The organism is Pseudoxanthomonas sp. JBR18, from assembly GCF_028198165.1.
GTDB lineage: Bacteria > Pseudomonadota > Gammaproteobacteria > Xanthomonadales > Xanthomonadaceae > Pseudoxanthomonas_A.
Genome location: NZ_CP116339.1, coordinates 2,294,875 through 2,309,234, shown reverse-complemented (window position 1 = coordinate 2,309,234; position 14,360 = coordinate 2,294,875). Strand labels below are relative to the sequence as shown.

At 65.5% G+C, this 14,360-nt stretch carries 15 protein-coding genes; 6 read left to right on the top strand and 9 right to left on the bottom strand.

Features of this window, described 5'->3' with window-relative positions:
* The first annotated feature begins 77 nt into the window (after nucleotides 1–77).
* On the top strand, nucleotides 78–2,366 hold the full coding sequence (locus PJ250_RS10310; protein WP_271644438.1) for an FdhF/YdeP family oxidoreductase: 2,289 nt from the start codon (nucleotides 78–80) through the stop codon (nucleotides 2,364–2,366).
* 82 nt (nucleotides 2,367–2,448) lie between these two features.
* On the opposite strand, the gene PJ250_RS10305 is transcribed toward PJ250_RS10310, so the two are convergent.
* Nucleotides 2,449–3,567 (bottom strand): hypothetical protein, encoded by a 1,119-nt coding sequence (locus tag PJ250_RS10305; RefSeq protein ID WP_271644436.1) that lies wholly within the window; start codon nucleotides 3,565–3,567, stop codon nucleotides 2,449–2,451.
* Between the two features lie 132 nt (nucleotides 3,568–3,699).
* On the opposite strand from PJ250_RS10305, the gene PJ250_RS10300 reads away from it, so the two are divergent.
* Nucleotides 3,700–4,002, top strand: coding sequence for an HPF/RaiA family ribosome-associated protein (locus PJ250_RS10300; protein WP_271644434.1), 303 nt, complete (start codon nucleotides 3,700–3,702; stop codon nucleotides 4,000–4,002).
* Between the two features lie 315 nt (nucleotides 4,003–4,317).
* Nucleotides 4,318–4,545 carry a hypothetical protein gene (locus PJ250_RS10295; protein WP_271644432.1) on the top strand — a complete coding sequence of 76 codons (228 nt, stop codon included), beginning with the start codon at nucleotides 4,318–4,320 and terminating at the stop codon, nucleotides 4,543–4,545.
* A gap of 45 nt (nucleotides 4,546–4,590) precedes the next feature.
* Here the strand turns inward: PJ250_RS10295 and PJ250_RS10290 are convergent, their stop codons facing one another.
* The gene (locus PJ250_RS10290) at nucleotides 4,591–5,304 is read right to left on the bottom strand and encodes a GNAT family N-acetyltransferase (protein ID WP_271644430.1); all 714 of its coding nucleotides are present in this window, start codon (nucleotides 5,302–5,304) and stop codon (nucleotides 4,591–4,593) included.
* A 222-nt stretch (nucleotides 5,305–5,526) separates the two neighbouring features.
* On the opposite strand from PJ250_RS10290, the gene PJ250_RS10285 reads away from it, so the two are divergent.
* Entirely contained in the window at nucleotides 5,527–5,919 is a 393-nt protein-coding gene (locus PJ250_RS10285) for a hypothetical protein (protein WP_271644429.1), read from the top strand.
* Nucleotides 5,920–6,106: 187 nt separating this feature from the next.
* Here the strand turns inward: PJ250_RS10285 and PJ250_RS10280 are convergent, their stop codons facing one another.
* Nucleotides 6,107–6,901 carry a hypothetical protein gene (locus tag PJ250_RS10280; RefSeq protein ID WP_271644428.1) on the bottom strand — a complete coding sequence of 265 codons (795 nt, stop codon included), beginning with the start codon at nucleotides 6,899–6,901 and terminating at the stop codon, nucleotides 6,107–6,109.
* A gap of 172 nt (nucleotides 6,902–7,073) precedes the next feature.
* Between PJ250_RS10280 and PJ250_RS10275 the strand changes: the two genes are divergently transcribed.
* A complete protein-coding gene (locus tag PJ250_RS10275) occupies nucleotides 7,074–8,516 on the top strand; it encodes an NAD-dependent succinate-semialdehyde dehydrogenase (RefSeq protein ID WP_271644427.1) in 1,443 nt (480 codons plus the stop codon).
* Nucleotides 8,517–8,590: 74 nt separating this feature from the next.
* On the opposite strand, the gene PJ250_RS10270 is transcribed toward PJ250_RS10275, so the two are convergent.
* From PJ250_RS10270 to PJ250_RS10260, 3 genes are read right to left on the bottom strand one after another with little or no spacing between them, the layout of a single operon-like run.
* Nucleotides 8,591–9,250: a DUF799 domain-containing protein gene (locus tag PJ250_RS10270; protein ID WP_271644426.1), complete on the bottom strand. Its 660-nt coding sequence runs from the start codon at nucleotides 9,248–9,250 to the stop codon at nucleotides 8,591–8,593.
* Nucleotides 9,247–9,618: a DUF4810 domain-containing protein gene (locus PJ250_RS10265; RefSeq protein WP_271644425.1), complete on the bottom strand. Its 372-nt coding sequence runs from the start codon at nucleotides 9,616–9,618 to the stop codon at nucleotides 9,247–9,249. Before PJ250_RS10265 ends, PJ250_RS10270 begins: the two co-directional genes overlap by 4 nt.
* A 19-nt stretch (nucleotides 9,619–9,637) precedes the next feature.
* Entirely contained in the window at nucleotides 9,638–10,285 is a 648-nt protein-coding gene (locus PJ250_RS10260) for a CsgG/HfaB family protein (protein ID WP_271644424.1), read from the bottom strand.
* A gap of 394 nt (nucleotides 10,286–10,679) precedes the next feature.
* On the opposite strand from PJ250_RS10260, the gene PJ250_RS10255 reads away from it, so the two are divergent.
* Nucleotides 10,680–11,390 (top strand): rRNA pseudouridine synthase, encoded by a 711-nt coding sequence (locus PJ250_RS10255; RefSeq protein WP_271648470.1) that lies wholly within the window; start codon nucleotides 10,680–10,682, stop codon nucleotides 11,388–11,390.
* Between the two features lie 65 nt (nucleotides 11,391–11,455).
* On the opposite strand, the gene PJ250_RS10250 is transcribed toward PJ250_RS10255, so the two are convergent.
* Genes PJ250_RS10250 through PJ250_RS10240 form a run of 3 tightly spaced genes read right to left on the bottom strand, consistent with a single transcriptional unit; the run spans nucleotide 11,456 to nucleotide 14,206 of the window.
* Nucleotides 11,456–11,725 (bottom strand): hypothetical protein, encoded by a 270-nt coding sequence (locus tag PJ250_RS10250; RefSeq protein ID WP_271648469.1) that lies wholly within the window; start codon nucleotides 11,723–11,725, stop codon nucleotides 11,456–11,458.
* Nucleotides 11,722–13,038, bottom strand: a complete 1,317-nt coding sequence (locus tag PJ250_RS10245; protein ID WP_271648468.1) for a TFIIB-type zinc ribbon-containing protein — start codon at nucleotides 13,036–13,038, stop codon at nucleotides 11,722–11,724. The genes PJ250_RS10250 and PJ250_RS10245 overlap by 4 nt, the downstream gene beginning before the upstream one ends.
* A 16-nt stretch (nucleotides 13,039–13,054) precedes the next feature.
* Entirely contained in the window at nucleotides 13,055–14,206 is a 1,152-nt protein-coding gene (locus PJ250_RS10240; protein WP_271648467.1) for an SPFH domain-containing protein, read from the bottom strand.
* Between the last annotated feature and the right edge of the window lie 154 nt (nucleotides 14,207–14,360).

Here is a 14,360-nt window from a genome sequence, read left to right as displayed (position 1 = left end):
ATCTGCGCTCGCCCGCGCTGCCCAGGCTGCAAGCGGCGGCCACGACCACACAAGCCAATCCACCACCGAGGTGCACGATGAGCGACGAACAAGACCCCTCCATCCAACACGAAGGTCCCGCCGGCGGCTGGGGCTCACTGAAAGGCATGGGCCAGGTGTTCGCGCGAGAACTGTCCAGCCCGGCGGTGCTCGAGACCCTGATGCGCCAGAACAAGGCCGAAGGCTACATGTGCAGCTCCTGCGCCTGGGGCAAGCCGACGCATCCGCACACCTTCGAGTTCTGCGAAAACGGCGCCAAAGCCACCATTTGGGATCTCACCCGCGACCGCTGCACGCCTGAGTTCTTCGCCCGCCACACCGTAACCGAGCTGCGCGATTGGGCCGACTACGACCTGGAAATGCAGGGCCGGCTGACCGAGCCCATGCGCTACGACGCGGCCAGCGACACCTATGTGCCGTGCAGCTGGGAGCAGGCGTTCACCGGCATCGCCACCGAGCTCAAGGCGCTGGACCCCAAGTCGGTGGTGTTCTACGCCTCGGGCAAGGCCTCGCTGGAGACCTCCTACCTGTACGCCTTGTTCGCCCGCTTCTACGGCCACAACAATCTGCCCGACAGCTCCAACATGTGCCACGAGACCACCTCGGTGGGCTTGAAGAAGGTGATCGGTTCGCCGGTAGGCACCTGCGTGATGGAAGACTTCGAGCACTGCGATGCGATCTTCTATTTCGGCCAGAACCCCGGCACCAACAGTCCGCGCTTTTTGCATCCGCTGCAGGAGGCGGTCAGGCGCGGCTGCAAGATCATCGTGTTCAACCCGGTGCGCGAGCAGGGACTGGTGCGCTTCGTCAATCCACAGAACGTGGGTCAGATGCTCACCGGCAAGGCGACCGAGCTGGCCCACATGTATCTGCAGGTCAAACCCGGTGGCGATATCGCCGCCCTCACCGGCCTGTGCAAGCACGTGCTGGCCCTGGACGATGCCGCGCGCGAAGCGGGCAAGGAAGGCGTCCTGGAGCGGGACTTCATCGCCCAGCACACCCATGGCTTCGATGACTTCGTCAAGACCGCGCGCGACACCGGCTGGGATCAAATCGAGCAGGTCAGCGGCCTTGCGCGCGCCGACCTTGAAGCGGCGGCCGAGGTCTACGCGCAAGCGAAGAACGTCATCGGCGTCTATGGCATGGGCCTGACTCAGCACGTGCACGGCTCGCAGAGCATCGGCATGCTGGTCAACCTGATGCTGATGCGCGGCAACATCGGACGCCAGGGCGCGGGCATGTCGCCGGTGCGGGGCCATTCCAACGTGCAGGGCCAGCGCACCGTGGGCATCTCGGAAAAGCCCGAACTGGTCCCGCTGGACAAGCTGGCGCAGATGTTCGACTTCGAGCCGCCGCGCGATACCGGCCTAACCACCGTGGACGCCTGCGAAGGCATCAAGCAAGGCACGGTCAAGGGCTTCGTCAGCCTGGGCGGCAACTTCGTGCGCGCCATCCCCGACCGCGACGTGATGGAACCGGCCTGGCGCCAGCAGGCCTTGACCGTTTACATCGCCACCAAGCTCAACCGCAGCCACCTGGTCCACGGGCACGCCTCCTACCTGCTGCCATGCCTGGTACGCGCCGAGGAAGACCTGCAGGCCGGCGGGCCGCAGTCAGTCACTATCGAAGACAGCTTCAGCCACATCTATGGCTCCACCGGCAAGCGCAAGCCAGCCGACGAGCACCTGCTGTCCGAGCTGGCCATCGTGGCCGGCATCGCCAAGGCCACCCTGCCGGCCCATCCCAAGTGGCGCTGGGACGACTGGACCGCCGACTACGGCCTGGTGCGAGAGCTGATCGCGCAGACCTATCCGGACGACTTCCATGACTTCAACGCGCGCATGTTCCAGCCCGGTGGTTTTTACCGCGGCAACCCGGCCCGCGAACGCGACTGGAAGACCGACAGCGGCAAGGCCGAATTCACCAACCCCACGGTGATGTCGTCCCTGGGGATCGGCGATGCGCCGGGCCGTTACCACCTCATCACCATGCGCTCCAACGACCAGTTCAACACCACCATCTATGGCCACAGCGACCGCCTGCGTGGCCTGGAAGGCTCCCGCCAGATCCTGCTGATCAATCCGACCGAGATGCAACGCGCCGGGCTGAAGGAGGGCGATGTCGTGAGCCTGGTCGGCGATGCCGGCGACGAGGTGGTGCGCCAGGTGGATGACCTGACCGTGACCGCCTTCAACCTGCCCGACGGCTGCCTGGGCGGCTACTACCCGGAAATGAACCCGCTGGTCCCGCTATGGCTGCACGACAAGGCGTCCAAGACGCCGGCCTCCAAGGGCGTGCCGGTGCGGATCGTGAAGCGCGCAGCCTGAGCCGGACAGGCGCTGCTTATTGGGAGGCTGCCCTAGTGGCCTTGCGGCGCCGATGCGCCTCGGCGTGTCGGTCCGGACCCGCTTACGGGCGAGCCGGCACCTCGACCCAGCCATCGCCGGCCTGCCAGGGCAGGAAGCGGGCGACAGGCGCCACGCGGACGCCCTTGGCCTGGGACAGCGCCGGCAGCTGGTGGTGCAGGTCGGCCTGTACCCACGCCGGGTCCAGCGCATCGAGCAGGCGGGTGTCGCAGTCATCGCCATCAGGTGAGGTGCCTTCGGGCACCAGCGAAAAGGCCATGTAGATCCGCCAGCTGTCGTGCGGCGCCGTCTTGATCAACCGGCCGTGCTCACCGGGGACGTAGGTCATGTCCAGCACGCGCAAGCGCGTTTGCCGCAGGCCGTGGGGACGCGTGCGCAGGATCAGCCGTGTGTCCGCATCGGCGGGCGGGGGGCGCAGCGGCCCGCCATGCGCATCCAGCACGTCCACCGAGACCAAGCCCTGCACCTGAAGTGCGCATCGCTGCTGTCGTTCATAGCCAGCAGGTCCAACAACATCGTCCACCCGCAGTGTCGCGGTGTGAGGCAACAGCGCGGCTTCCAGCACCGGCGCTTGCCCCTGGCGAACGTCGGCCCACAGCGGCTCGGGCAAGGCCGGTGCGGACGGCTGTCCGGCCGCGTGCAGGACCTGCCCCAGTGCACGCTGCTTTTCGGGATCGATCGGTCTGCCGGTGACAATCTCCAGGCGCGTCCTGCCAAGCCTGTAGCGGCTGGGCAAATCGGCGCGCACCGTGGTGCTGGTGTGCATGCGTGAGCTGACGATGCGATAGCGGAAGCGGGCACGCTGGGCGCGCATCATCGGCGTGAGCTCGTCGACCAGCGCGCGTCGCGTCGCCGCGCCCAGGCCCTCCACGTTCACGGTGATACGCGTGGCGGGATATCCAAACACCTTGGACAGCCACACCCGCGTCTGCGCCTGGTTGGGGCGGACCTGCGCCAGCCAGACGAAACCGGCGACCGCCAGGCCGATCCCCACCACGGTCAGACCCACCATCGCCCGGTCGCCCCACACACGCCGCGCGGGGACGCCACACGCTTTCAGGACGCCATCCAGCAGACGCCAAGCCAGATAACAGAGCCCACCAACCGCGACCAGCATCGCGACGATGAGCAATGCCTCCAGAAGAAACTGCAGAAACGCCAAGACCAGACCACATCGGTGCGAAAACCGCACAGGCTACCGGAGGCTGGCAAGCGTTGCAGGTCCTGCCCCATCACACATGGCTTGCAGGGGTGGCGTTAGCTTGCAGACACGCAACGACAGCAGGATCAGACCATGCAGATTCAACTCAACACCGACCACAACGTGCACCGCGACCCCTCGGTGGAGCGCCATGTCGAACAGACCGTCACCTCGGCGCTGGAACGTTTCGGCGATCGCATCACCCGGGTGGAGGTCCATCTGCGCGACGAAAACGGACCGCGCGGCGGCGAGCAGGACCAGGTCTGCACGATGGAAGCCCGCCCCTCCGGGCACCAGCCGGTCGCCGTGACCGACAAGGCCGCCACCATCGCCGCGGCGGTGACGGGCGCGGCGCGCAAGCTGCAGCACGTCCTGGCAAGCAGCCTGTCGCACTGATGCGCAACGCCAACGCCCGGACAGGACACGCTGCCCGGGATCTCCTCGAGTGAATCGCCCGAGTTGGGGTACCGGGGAGCCCACCGGTGAACGCCGATGCGCTCGGTCCAGACGACCACTCCCCCCCTCGGCCTCGCGTCTTGCGCCTCGCTGGACACGGCCGCGGTCTGGCCACCGGCATCGCCCTGCCTGCACATCATGACCTGCGGCTTGCAGCATCGTCAGCCCCGCTGGGCGCCGGACGCCCGCGTGGTCACATCCACCTAACCGCCATCTGGCCAGGCTATGACTCCATCAGCCTGCGAGGACTACAACATGCGTCTATTGAGACTGATCGCCCTCGGCGCTGCCGGTGTGGTCGCCTATCGGATGTGGAAGCGTCGGCAGGCCGATGCCGCCGATACGTCCTATCCCAGCGAGCATGACCTGGGCGAGTTCACCCCACCGCACGGGGATCCCCTGCTAGGCGCCGCAACGGCCAGCTGGGAGCCGGAACCGGCCGTGGCCGCGTCCCAATCCAGCCGAGGGTTTGGCGGCTCCTGACCGCTGCATGATCCTGGCCCGAACATGCGTGTTCGGGCCAGCGCCTCACACCGGCGTATCCGGGCGTTCGAGCACCGCAACCTGTACGTCACAGCGCCACGCGAAACCCAGGTCCTTGTACAGCGCAATGGCGCCGGTGTTGTGCTTCCAGGCATGCAGGAAGGCCGTGTCGCCCCGCGCGGCGATGTTGGCGGCCACGTGTTGCGAGAGTCGCCGCGCCAGCCCGCGTCCTCGGAAGTCCGGATGCGTGCACACACCACTGACTTCGGTATAGCCGGGAAAGCGGAAGCGCTCCCCGGCCATCGCCGCCAGTCGCCCATCGATGCGAATGCCGACGAAGTCGCCCATGCGGTGAGTCTGCGAAAGAAACGGTCCCGGTTCGGTGAGGATGGCCAGCGCCAGCATCTCGGCTGCATCGTGTGCGCCCAGCGACACGATGGCCTCACCCGCCGCTGATGGGGGCGACAACGGCGCCGAGGCGACCAGTTGCACGCACAGCCCCCGCTTCACGGCCGATAGCGTTGGCGGCACCACGATCTTGGGCACTTGCAGCACATAGACCTGTTCTCCGGGTGTAACCAAGGCCGCCAGGGCGAACAGTGCGGCCTGGCCATCGTCGCGGGCGGAAGCGAACCGATTGACCTGGCGCAGATAACGGCGCGCAAGCGGCGTGCCCTCCGACAGCGGCAGGTGCGCAGTGTTCAGGCTGGCCCAGGCGGGGCGATCGAGCAACGACTCATCGGGCATGTTCATCTTCATTCGACCAGCTCCATCCGCACAACATCGAGTGGCCGAGCCGCGTCGGCCCCTGCGTTGGGGCGGACACGTGCGCGGTCCGAAGCAGGCGCGTCGGTCGAGGTCACAGCCAAGGCCATGTCACACACGCGGGATGGCCGTTTCAGCCGCCTTCCCGCGTCCTGGCAAGCAGGCGCACCGATCCTCAGGCGCCGCCCGTTGCACAGCCCTTTCATGGAGCTTCGCATGATAACCAAGCCACGCACCGCCATCACCCTGGCACTGCTGTCACTGCTCGCAGTGATTTGTTCCAGCAACGCTGCCACCAAGTCCACCGCGTTTCCCATCGGACGTTACCAAAGCGACAACACCATCGTCATCTTCAATGCGGACGGCACCTTTCTCGGCACCACGCCCAAGGGCGAGGACTGGGTCAAGGGTACCTACACCCACAAAGGCAATACGGCCACCGTGACCGACATCTGGGAAGGCGATGCGATCAAGGAGGACTGCACGGGTAAGGTCGGCAAATACACCTGGACCAAAAGCGGCAAGGTGTTGACCTTCCACGTGGTGGAAGACGCCTGCGAGGGCCGCAAGCATGGCACGGACGGCGTGGCCTGGACCCAGATCAACTGACCCGGCGTAACCCAGCCGGCGCCTGCCGTGCGCGATGCAGGACAGGCGGGCTTTCGGGCCCCCCTGTCGTGCAAGGCGCGGCACATGTTCACAGGCGCGTACGCTGGCGCGCCCGCCGACCAGTCTCCATCGTTCCAGGCCACCGTCGCTGTGTGGGTTGATCGACTGATGGTGTGATCGAACACACTCAACCCGCACGGATCGCATTGCACTGCGCATACGCCGAATGTTCCACGAGCGTGTTGAGGTCTCGCTGCACTTCTTCGATGCGGTTTGCATCGAGCTGCATCGCCAGGCGCGAAACCTGCGGCAGCATCACACGCAACGCTTGGCTAATCGCAGGTGACCAGTTCTGCGGAGGTACTGCATCTGTGGATGCCGGAGGTCCCATCCGCCAGGGAAGCATCAGCGCTTGCTGTGCCTTCGAATACACCACGGTGCGCGCTCCGTCATTGAAATCCAACTGGACCAGCACAAAGGGAAAATCGTCAGTCCATCGCGTCTCGGAAGCGTACAAATCGTCGAGCATCCGTCTGGCACCAACCCGCAGCAGATGCTGGCGCGCCAGCCGACGGAGCTCCCGGGGGGTGCATCGCGGCGCAGGGAGATACGTCGCGCCGGAGAAATCCGCGCTTGGTCGACTGAGCCCTTTCACCAGCCTCCCCAGGCCCTCGCGCTTGTCCTTCGGCCTAGCCCGCACTGCCTCGACGAACGCGCGTAACTCAGCCGCATCGACGTCCTGCTTGACATGACGCTGGTGGTTCGCAGCATCCACGTAGCTGCCAGTGATCTCGAAGCCGGCGCCAGACCGGCCCGGCGTCACTTCGAAGGATTCCCGGTAACTCCCCCAGCCTGTGTGCTCGTATCGGATCGAAATACGGCGCAACGGTGATTCGGGCTCATGAAGCGTACGCGCGTTGTCCCGGTTGCAACCGGCCACGGCCAGCACAAGCGCGATTCCCAGCATCCTTTGCATCAGCATGGCTTATCTCTAATTCCCCGACGAAACACCCGTGTCCAACGGCGAGCATGCCGCGTGCCCAGCCTCATGTCTCGCCCAGCGGGTCAATCGCACCGCGGAACGCGGCGTTTCATGCCGACCTCGGCCTTGGTCTCTATCCTTGCCTGCCCTTTCCATCGACAAGGATTCCCCCATGTCCGTGTCCTATCCCAACACCCAACTCCTGATCGGCAATGACTGGGGCGATGCCGCCAGCGGCAAGACCCTGGACGTGCTGAACCCGGCCACCGGCCAGGTCATCGGCACCGTGGCGCACGCCGGCAGGGCCGACCTGGATCGCGCCCTGGCCGCGGCCAGCCAGGGTTTCCAGGCCTGGCGCAACACGCCGGCGCACGAACGCGCGGCGACCATGCGCCGCGCCGCCGCCCTGTTGCGCGAGCGCGCCGACGACATCGCGGCATTGATGACGCAGGAACAGGGCAAGCCGCTGGCCGAGGCCCGTGTCGAAACGCTGGCCGGTGCCGACATCATCGAATGGTTCGCCGACGAAGGCCGCCGCGTGTATGGCCGCATCGTGCCCTCGCGCAATCTGGCCGCGCAGGCGCTGGTGATCAAGGAGCCGGTCGGCCCGGTGGCCGCGTTCACGCCATGGAACTTCCCGATCAACCAGGTGGTGCGCAAGCTGGGCGCCGCGTTGGCGGCCGGTTGCTCGTTCCTAGTCAAGGCGCCGGAGGAGACCCCGGCTTCGCCGGCCGCGCTGATCAAGACCTTCGTCGATGCCGGGGCCCCGGCCGGCACGGTCGGCCTGGTGTTCGGTGATCCGGCCGAGATTTCCTCGTACCTGATCCCGCATCCGGTGATCCGCAAGATCACCTTCACCGGCTCCACCGCCGTGGGCAAGCAGCTGGCTGCACTGGCCGGCCAGCACATGAAGCGCGCCACGATGGAACTGGGCGGCCACGCGCCGGTGATCGTGGCCGAGGACGCGGATGTCGACCTGGCCGTCAAGGCCAGCGGCGGCGCCAAGTTCCGCAACGCCGGCCAGGTGTGCATCTCCCCGACCCGCTTCCTGGTCCACAACAGCATCAAGCAGGCCTTCACCGAGGCCCTGGTCAAGCATGCCGAATCGTTGACCCTGGGCAACGGCCTGGAATCGGACACCACGCTGGGCCCACTGGCCAACGCGCGGCGCCTGGAGGCGATGACGCAGGTGGTGCTGGACGCACGCAACAAGGGCGCCAAGGTCGCCACCGGTGGCGAACGCGTGGGCAGCGCCGGCAACTTCTTCGCCCCGACCGTGCTGGCCGACGTGCCACTGGAGGCGTCGGTGTTCAACGACGAGCCGTTCGGCCCGGTGGCCGCGGTGCGCGGCTTCGACACGCTGGAGGAAGCCATCGCCGAAGCCAACCGCTTGCCCTACGGCTTGTCGGCCTACGCGTTCACGCGTTCGCTCAGGAACGCGCACCTGCTGACCCAGCAGGTCGAGACCGGCATGCTGTGGATCAACCAGCCGGCGCTGCCGACCCCAGAGATGCCCTTCGGCGGGGTCAAGGATTCCGGCTACGGCTCCGAAGGTGGCCCGGAAGCGGTCGAGGCCTACCTCAACACCAAGGCCGTCAGCATCACCGCGGCCTAGCCATCGCCCGCACCACGGTCGCGCTCGGCGTGCAAGCCTGGCCCCTCACGAATTGGGGCCAGGCATCCTGAGCGTTACTTTTCCGCCTCGTACTTCGGATTGTATGGCCCATAGAGCAAGCCACTCGGATGGCCAGCGGAAAGCAGCCTCACACTAGCCACCCCGGCAATTTGATGCCCTCTATCGGTCACCTGATTTACGATCTGGTTCACCGCAGCGGATACCAACATCCCCAATAGACCGCCGCCGTTGTTCTGGTTTTCTGCACTCGAGGCCTGGGCGTGGCCCTGCCAGAGCATCTCGCCGGTCCGCAGGTCCACCAGCTTGGCGTCAGCGGACACGATTACGGCACTGCTAAGCACTTGATAGACCGAGCCGTACTTCTCAACGGTGATATACAGCGCGGCGTCTGCACCAAAGATTTCCCGTAGCTTCCTGACCTCAATGCTCTGCGCATCTTCGGCCACCATGACACCGTTCTGCCTAAAAGTTTCGTACACCGGAGCCACAGGGAGGACGTAGTAGCCCGCCTCGGCCAGCGGCAGCGTCGCAACGGAGAGCATGCTGGGACTTGCATCGATATCCGGTGCGTGGCTGACTGGCGGAAGCACAAGGATCGAACGTGGCTTGCTTGCCTTGTATGCGCTGTAGTCATAGGCCACAGGCGTCGTTGCGCAACCGGTCATCATCAGGATGAGCGCCGCTGCGGCCAAAATCTGCAAGATGTTTTTCATGGCAACGCCACCTGCTTCTGATATTTCTTCAAAAGAAGATCGATATAGGTTGTCGACTCGGGGTAGCTGGCCTTTTCGGCCAGCAAGTTTTCCTGCGCTTTGGCGTCGTTCCCAGTCTCGGCGTACAGCATCCCCAGATGCGCGCGCAGTCCGGGGGGCACAGGCCGATTAGCGGCCTGCATGACCTGCAGATCCTTTTCCAGGGCCTGGATCTGTGCTTCGCGACTTTCACCTTTGAAATACAGGTAGACCTGATCCTGATAGCTGCCCCATTGATACAGCGAGACCGGCTGATGAGCACAGCCGACCAGCAACAGCAGCGCAAGCGCCATCAACCAGCGCAAAGCGCTGGCATCGTTCTTCATCATGTGACGTCTCCTTCGTAGGTTACTTGGCCGGCTTCCAGGCCTGTGAATCGACGCCGGCAGTCAAGTTGTTGACGGCCTCGCGGATGGCTAGATCCAGCACCTTTCCATTGAGTGTGGAGTCATAGCTGGAAGAGCCTCCAAACCCGATGACCTCGCGGCTGGACAGCGAATACTCACCGGCACCCTGCACCGAATAAACCACTTCGGAAGTTGAAATGTCCACGACGTTCAAGTTGACCTTCGCGTAAGCGACCTGCTCCTTGCCGCGACCCAGGATTCCAAACAGCTGCGTGTCGCCAACTTCCTTTCGACCAAATTCGGTGACATCGCCGGTGATCACATAATCGGCGCCCTTAAGTTGCTGGGCCTGCTGCTTGATCTCGGCTTCCTGCTTGATTTCCGCCATATTGTCGCGATCAAGCACGCGAAACCGGTTGGTCTGCTGCAGATGCGTTACAAGAATGGTCTTTGCCTGACTTCCAAGGCGATCGACGCCATCGGAGAACAATCCCCGCATGAAGCTCGAACGGTTGTCGAACTTACCAACCGCAATCGGTGCACGAATGCCCGAATAAGGGCGTCCTGCAGTTGCGACCGTTTCCGGCACGATACTTCGATGGCTTTCCGTGGCACATCCGGATAGCCCAACCACCAGCGCGAGCGACACGCTCGCACCACAGACAATGCGTCTCATCCTTTCCCCTGTTACTTCCAATCCAAGAAGCTGCGACTCAGCGCAGACGGGAAGGAGCGCACTCTTCCCGTTGATTGATGTTATCCGACGTTAAGAACATGTGTAAACAAATTGGAACCCCTGCAGGCTCTGGCACCGTAATTAGATGGGTGAGCGAAAAGTAGAAGACGCTATTTTCTGACTCGTGTCACATTTCCTCTTCCAAGCTGTGAGCCACCGATCCGCCTACAAACGGCGGAACAAGGGCCCCCTGCCTGCAGTCGGGCTGGCCCCAGGAGCCAGGTGCAGCCTTGACATCAAGCGAGGCTTGCACTCGATGGGCCTGCAAACAGCACGTACACTTGCGCGCCTGCTGTAGAGCCTGTCGATGTCCGATCCCATTCGCCTTGATAAGTGCGTCGTTGCGCTGACTGGCTGTTCGCGCGGCGAGGCGCAGCAGTACATCGAAGGCGGCTGGGTCAGCGTGGACGGCGTGGTGACCGAGGAGCCGCAGGCGCTGGCCACGCCCGAACAGGTGACGCTGGACGCCGAGGCCACGCTGGATGCCATCGAGCCGGTCACCCTGCTGCTGCACAAGCCCGCCGGCGTCAGTACCGAAGACACCATCGCGGCAGCAGGCCCGGCCACGCACAGCGCACTGGACATGACCCATACGCGGATGCTCAAGCGCCACTTTCAGCGCCTGCAGCCGCTACTGGCACTGGACACCGAGGCCAGCGGCCTGCTGGTGCTCAGCCAGGACGGACGCGTGATCCGCAGGCTGACCGAAGACGCGCGCCTGATCGAGCAGGAATTCGTGGTCGAGGTCCGCGGCGAGCTGCCGCCCTACGGCCTAGCACGGCTGATGCGCGGCATGCACTACCAGGGGCGCCCGTTGCCGCCGTGCAAGGTCAGCTGGCAGAACGAGGATCGCCTGCGCTTCGCCATCAAGCCCATCGCACCGGGCCAATTGCAGGCGATGTGCCGGGAAGTCGGACTGGAGGTGATCAGCCTACGCCGCCTGCGGATCGGCAGCATCCCGCTGGGCAAGCTGGCGCCGGGGGAGTGGCGCTACCTGCCGGCGGACAAACGGTTCTAGGAGCAAAACCTGGATGCAAGCCGGGTCAGCCCCCGGCTTGTTCTTGAAAACAATCAACCCCTCGGCTATGCGCCGCCGGGGTCTTCATCCCGCACCCGCTGCACGCGGGCGCGGTAGGCGGCGACGTTGTCGCCCTCGATGCGGGTGCGGCGGGTGCCGGTTACCCGGTCGACCTTCTCGTCCGAGCCGCTCACCGGCTGTGCCTGCACCGTGGTCTCGCGCTCGAAGGCATGCGACTTGTCGGTGTTGCGGTAATAGCGATACAGCGCCCAGTACAGCGCGGTGGCACCGGCGGGGCCGAGGGCGAGCAACCACAGTCCACCGTCGTCGCTCATGACACGTGCGCCAGGATCGCCAGCGCGATGCCTTCCAGGATCGTGCCGACGGTGAGTGCCGCGGTGAGCAGTTTCCACTGCTGGACGGGCACGCTGCCCATGGTCTCCCCCGTGCGGCCGTTGACCGCGATGTAGTGCAGCATGCCGCCGTTGCGACCGGGCTGGTGGTAGGAATACAGCCACACCGGCAGATACATCGCCACCCAGCGCGTGCCGTGCACCTGCAGGCGTTCGCGCTCCCACCGCACGCCGCGGTCATAGCGCGAGACCGAGCCATGCACCTGGGCACGGGCGATGGACAGCAGCTGGTCCTCCAGGCGCGGGCGCAGGTGCTCCACGTCGCGGTCGCGCTTTTCCGAAGTGAAACCGGCCAGATAGGAGGCGTTCCACCTGACCGCGTTCTTGGTGTCGAAAGGCAGGATGGTGTTGATGATGTTGTTGGTGTTGGCGCGGGTGTCCAGGTTGCCGCGCGTGCCGGAGGACTCCAGCGGCAGGTCGTCCACGGTGAAGTCCACGCGCCGCGCCACGCGGTACACGTCGGCGTCGTAATAGGTCTGCTTGTTCTTGTCGGTGCCGCGCGTATAGCGGCGCGTCTGGATTTCCCCGTGCCCGGCCACCTCGGCGCTGACGTTGCCGTCCACGATCATGTAGGGCAGGTACACACCGACCACGTTGCCCGGGGTGAACTGCTCCTTGAACGCCTTCAGCGCGAACAGCTGGCGCTTGCCGACGAACTGGCGGATGCGCGCTACCGCATCGTCCTTCTTGATGTGGAACGGCAGCACCGCGTCGGGCACCGCGCCGTTGGGCACCTGCTCGTTGACGCCAAACACATGCCGGCACCAGTGGCAGCGCGCGGTCATGTCGCTGTTGGTGTTGACCGTCACTTCCGCGCCACAACCGCTGCACTTGAAGGTCATCAGCGCCGCGGCCTCGGGATCGATGTCCTGCGCGCCGGAGGCGATGACCGTGCCGCGCAGCTGGTCGATGCCCTCGCCGAAGCCGAATGCCTCCTCCACACGCTGGCCCTGCCACTCGTTGCGGCAGTACAGGCACACCAGCATGTCGGTGCCGGGGCGCTGGCGGATGTCGGTCGAGCCGCACTTCGGGCAGCGGTTGAGGCCATCCTTGAGCGCGTCACTGGCCGTGTCGATGGCCGCTGGATCGGGCGCCCGCAGCTCATCGCGGATCGGCGGCGGCAGCGTGGACGGGTCCACGCCGGCATCACCGGGCAACGGCGGCACGTCCTGCGGCGATCCCGGCCCACGCGGCGGCAAAGGCGGCGGCGGGGGTGGCCCCTTGGCTTGATTCATGGCCGCAAGCTGCGCGTTACAGGCCCAGCGCCTTGGCCTTGGCCGCGTCGTAGTCGGCCTGAGTGATCAGGCCCAGGTCGAGCATCTCCTTGGCCTTCTTGAGCTTGGCCACCGGGTCGTCGGCCGCAGGCGCGGCCGGCGCCGCCGGCTGTTGCAGGCTACCCAGGCCACCAGCCATGCCCGAGGCCATACCCAGGCCCACCAGGCCGGCCGCACCGCCGTGCTCGCCAGCCGACTGCATGCCCTGCGCCACCGAGGCCTGCAGGTTGGAATTGCCACGCGCGCCGGCCAGTGCGTCGGCGCGCTGCACGGTCTTGAGCAGTTCGCGGGTGTTGGCGTCGTACTCGATCGACACGATGGCCGTCTTGACGATGGCCAGGCCGCGGTCGGAGGTCCACTGGTAGCCGACTTCCACCGCCTCGGACAGGCTCCTGGCAAAGCCGAGCGCGTCCTGCTGCAGCTTGGTGATGCGGTTGCCCCTGGCCGTATCGTTGGAGTACAGGCTGAAGGCCGGCGCCAGCGAGCCGACCACCTCGTTGAACAACTGGGTGGCCGCAGCATTGTCGATATCGGTGAAGTCGAACACCTTCCCGGGCTGGAGGTAGGCCGCCGGCAGGAAGTTCTTCACGAACAGGATCGGGTCGACGATCTTCAGCGTGTACGCGCCGCGCGTGACCGCGCCGACCTGCGTGTTGAGGAAGGCATCGTCCCAGTAGATCTCCGACTGGGTGCCGAAGCGGTTGTCCGGCAGCTCCTTGAGCGAGACGAAGTACGCCGCCTGCTGCGCGCCCGGCTGGCCACCGAACTTGAAGCGCTCCCAGCTCTGGCTGACCAGCGAGGCGATCAGCCCGTCACCGGCGTAGAGGGATTTGGAGTTCACATCGTCCGAGCGCCACTCATAGCCACCCGGCTCGGCGACGAAGCCGGTGAGCTTGCCGTCCTGCATCAGCAACAGGCCGTAGCCCTCGGGCACGACGATCTTCGACCCGTTGCTGATGATGTTGGACGAACCATGGGTGTTGGAGCCGCGGCCGGCGTTGGTGCCCTGCGGTGCGGCGGCGAACACCGCAGCAGTGGCCGGCAGGCTCTCGGGGATGGTGTAGAAGTCCTTCCACTGGTCGGCCAGCACGCCACCCACCGCCCCCGCCACTGCCTGTACAAGCCCCATGTCCGCTCTCCTGTCATTCCTGGCCGGCCGGTGTGGCCACCATGCGCGCCGCACTATACCCGCCGCCCGTGGTGGACAGGTGCGATGCGCACCGGTCGTGCCTGCAGCAACGCAAGCTCGGCCGCGGGCCGGCAAGGCCTCCTGCCGCTTTCAC

Excerpts from the sequence above, each read along its gene's own strand:
- PJ250_RS10250 (WP_271648469.1), bottom strand. The coding sequence starts at position 11,725 with ATGAGCGACGACGGTGGACTGTGGTTGCTCGCCCTCGGCCCCGCCGGT.
- PJ250_RS10280 (WP_271644428.1), bottom strand. The coding sequence starts at position 6,901 with ATGCTGATGCAAAGGATGCTGGGAATCGCGCTTGTGCTGGCCGTGGCC.
- PJ250_RS10290 (WP_271644430.1), bottom strand. The coding sequence starts at position 5,304 with ATGAAGATGAACATGCCCGATGAGTCGTTGCTCGATCGCCCCGCCTGG.
- PJ250_RS10285 (WP_271644429.1), top strand. The coding sequence starts at position 5,527 with ATGATAACCAAGCCACGCACCGCCATCACCCTGGCACTGCTGTCACTG.
- PJ250_RS10245 (WP_271648468.1), bottom strand. The coding sequence starts at position 13,038 with ATGAATCAAGCCAAGGGGCCACCCCCGCCGCCGCCTTTGCCGCCGCGT.
- PJ250_RS10310 (WP_271644438.1), top strand. The coding sequence starts at position 78 with ATGAGCGACGAACAAGACCCCTCCATCCAACACGAAGGTCCCGCCGGC.
- PJ250_RS10240 (WP_271648467.1), bottom strand. The coding sequence starts at position 14,206 with ATGGGGCTTGTACAGGCAGTGGCGGGGGCGGTGGGTGGCGTGCTGGCC.
- PJ250_RS10265 (WP_271644425.1), bottom strand. The coding sequence starts at position 9,618 with ATGATGAAGAACGATGCCAGCGCTTTGCGCTGGTTGATGGCGCTTGCG.
- PJ250_RS10300 (WP_271644434.1), top strand. The coding sequence starts at position 3,700 with ATGCAGATTCAACTCAACACCGACCACAACGTGCACCGCGACCCCTCG.
- PJ250_RS10275 (WP_271644427.1), top strand. The coding sequence starts at position 7,074 with ATGTCCGTGTCCTATCCCAACACCCAACTCCTGATCGGCAATGACTGG.
- PJ250_RS10270 (WP_271644426.1), bottom strand. The coding sequence starts at position 9,250 with ATGAAAAACATCTTGCAGATTTTGGCCGCAGCGGCGCTCATCCTGATG.
- PJ250_RS10255 (WP_271648470.1), top strand. The coding sequence starts at position 10,680 with ATGTCCGATCCCATTCGCCTTGATAAGTGCGTCGTTGCGCTGACTGGC.
- PJ250_RS10295 (WP_271644432.1), top strand. The coding sequence starts at position 4,318 with ATGCGTCTATTGAGACTGATCGCCCTCGGCGCTGCCGGTGTGGTCGCC.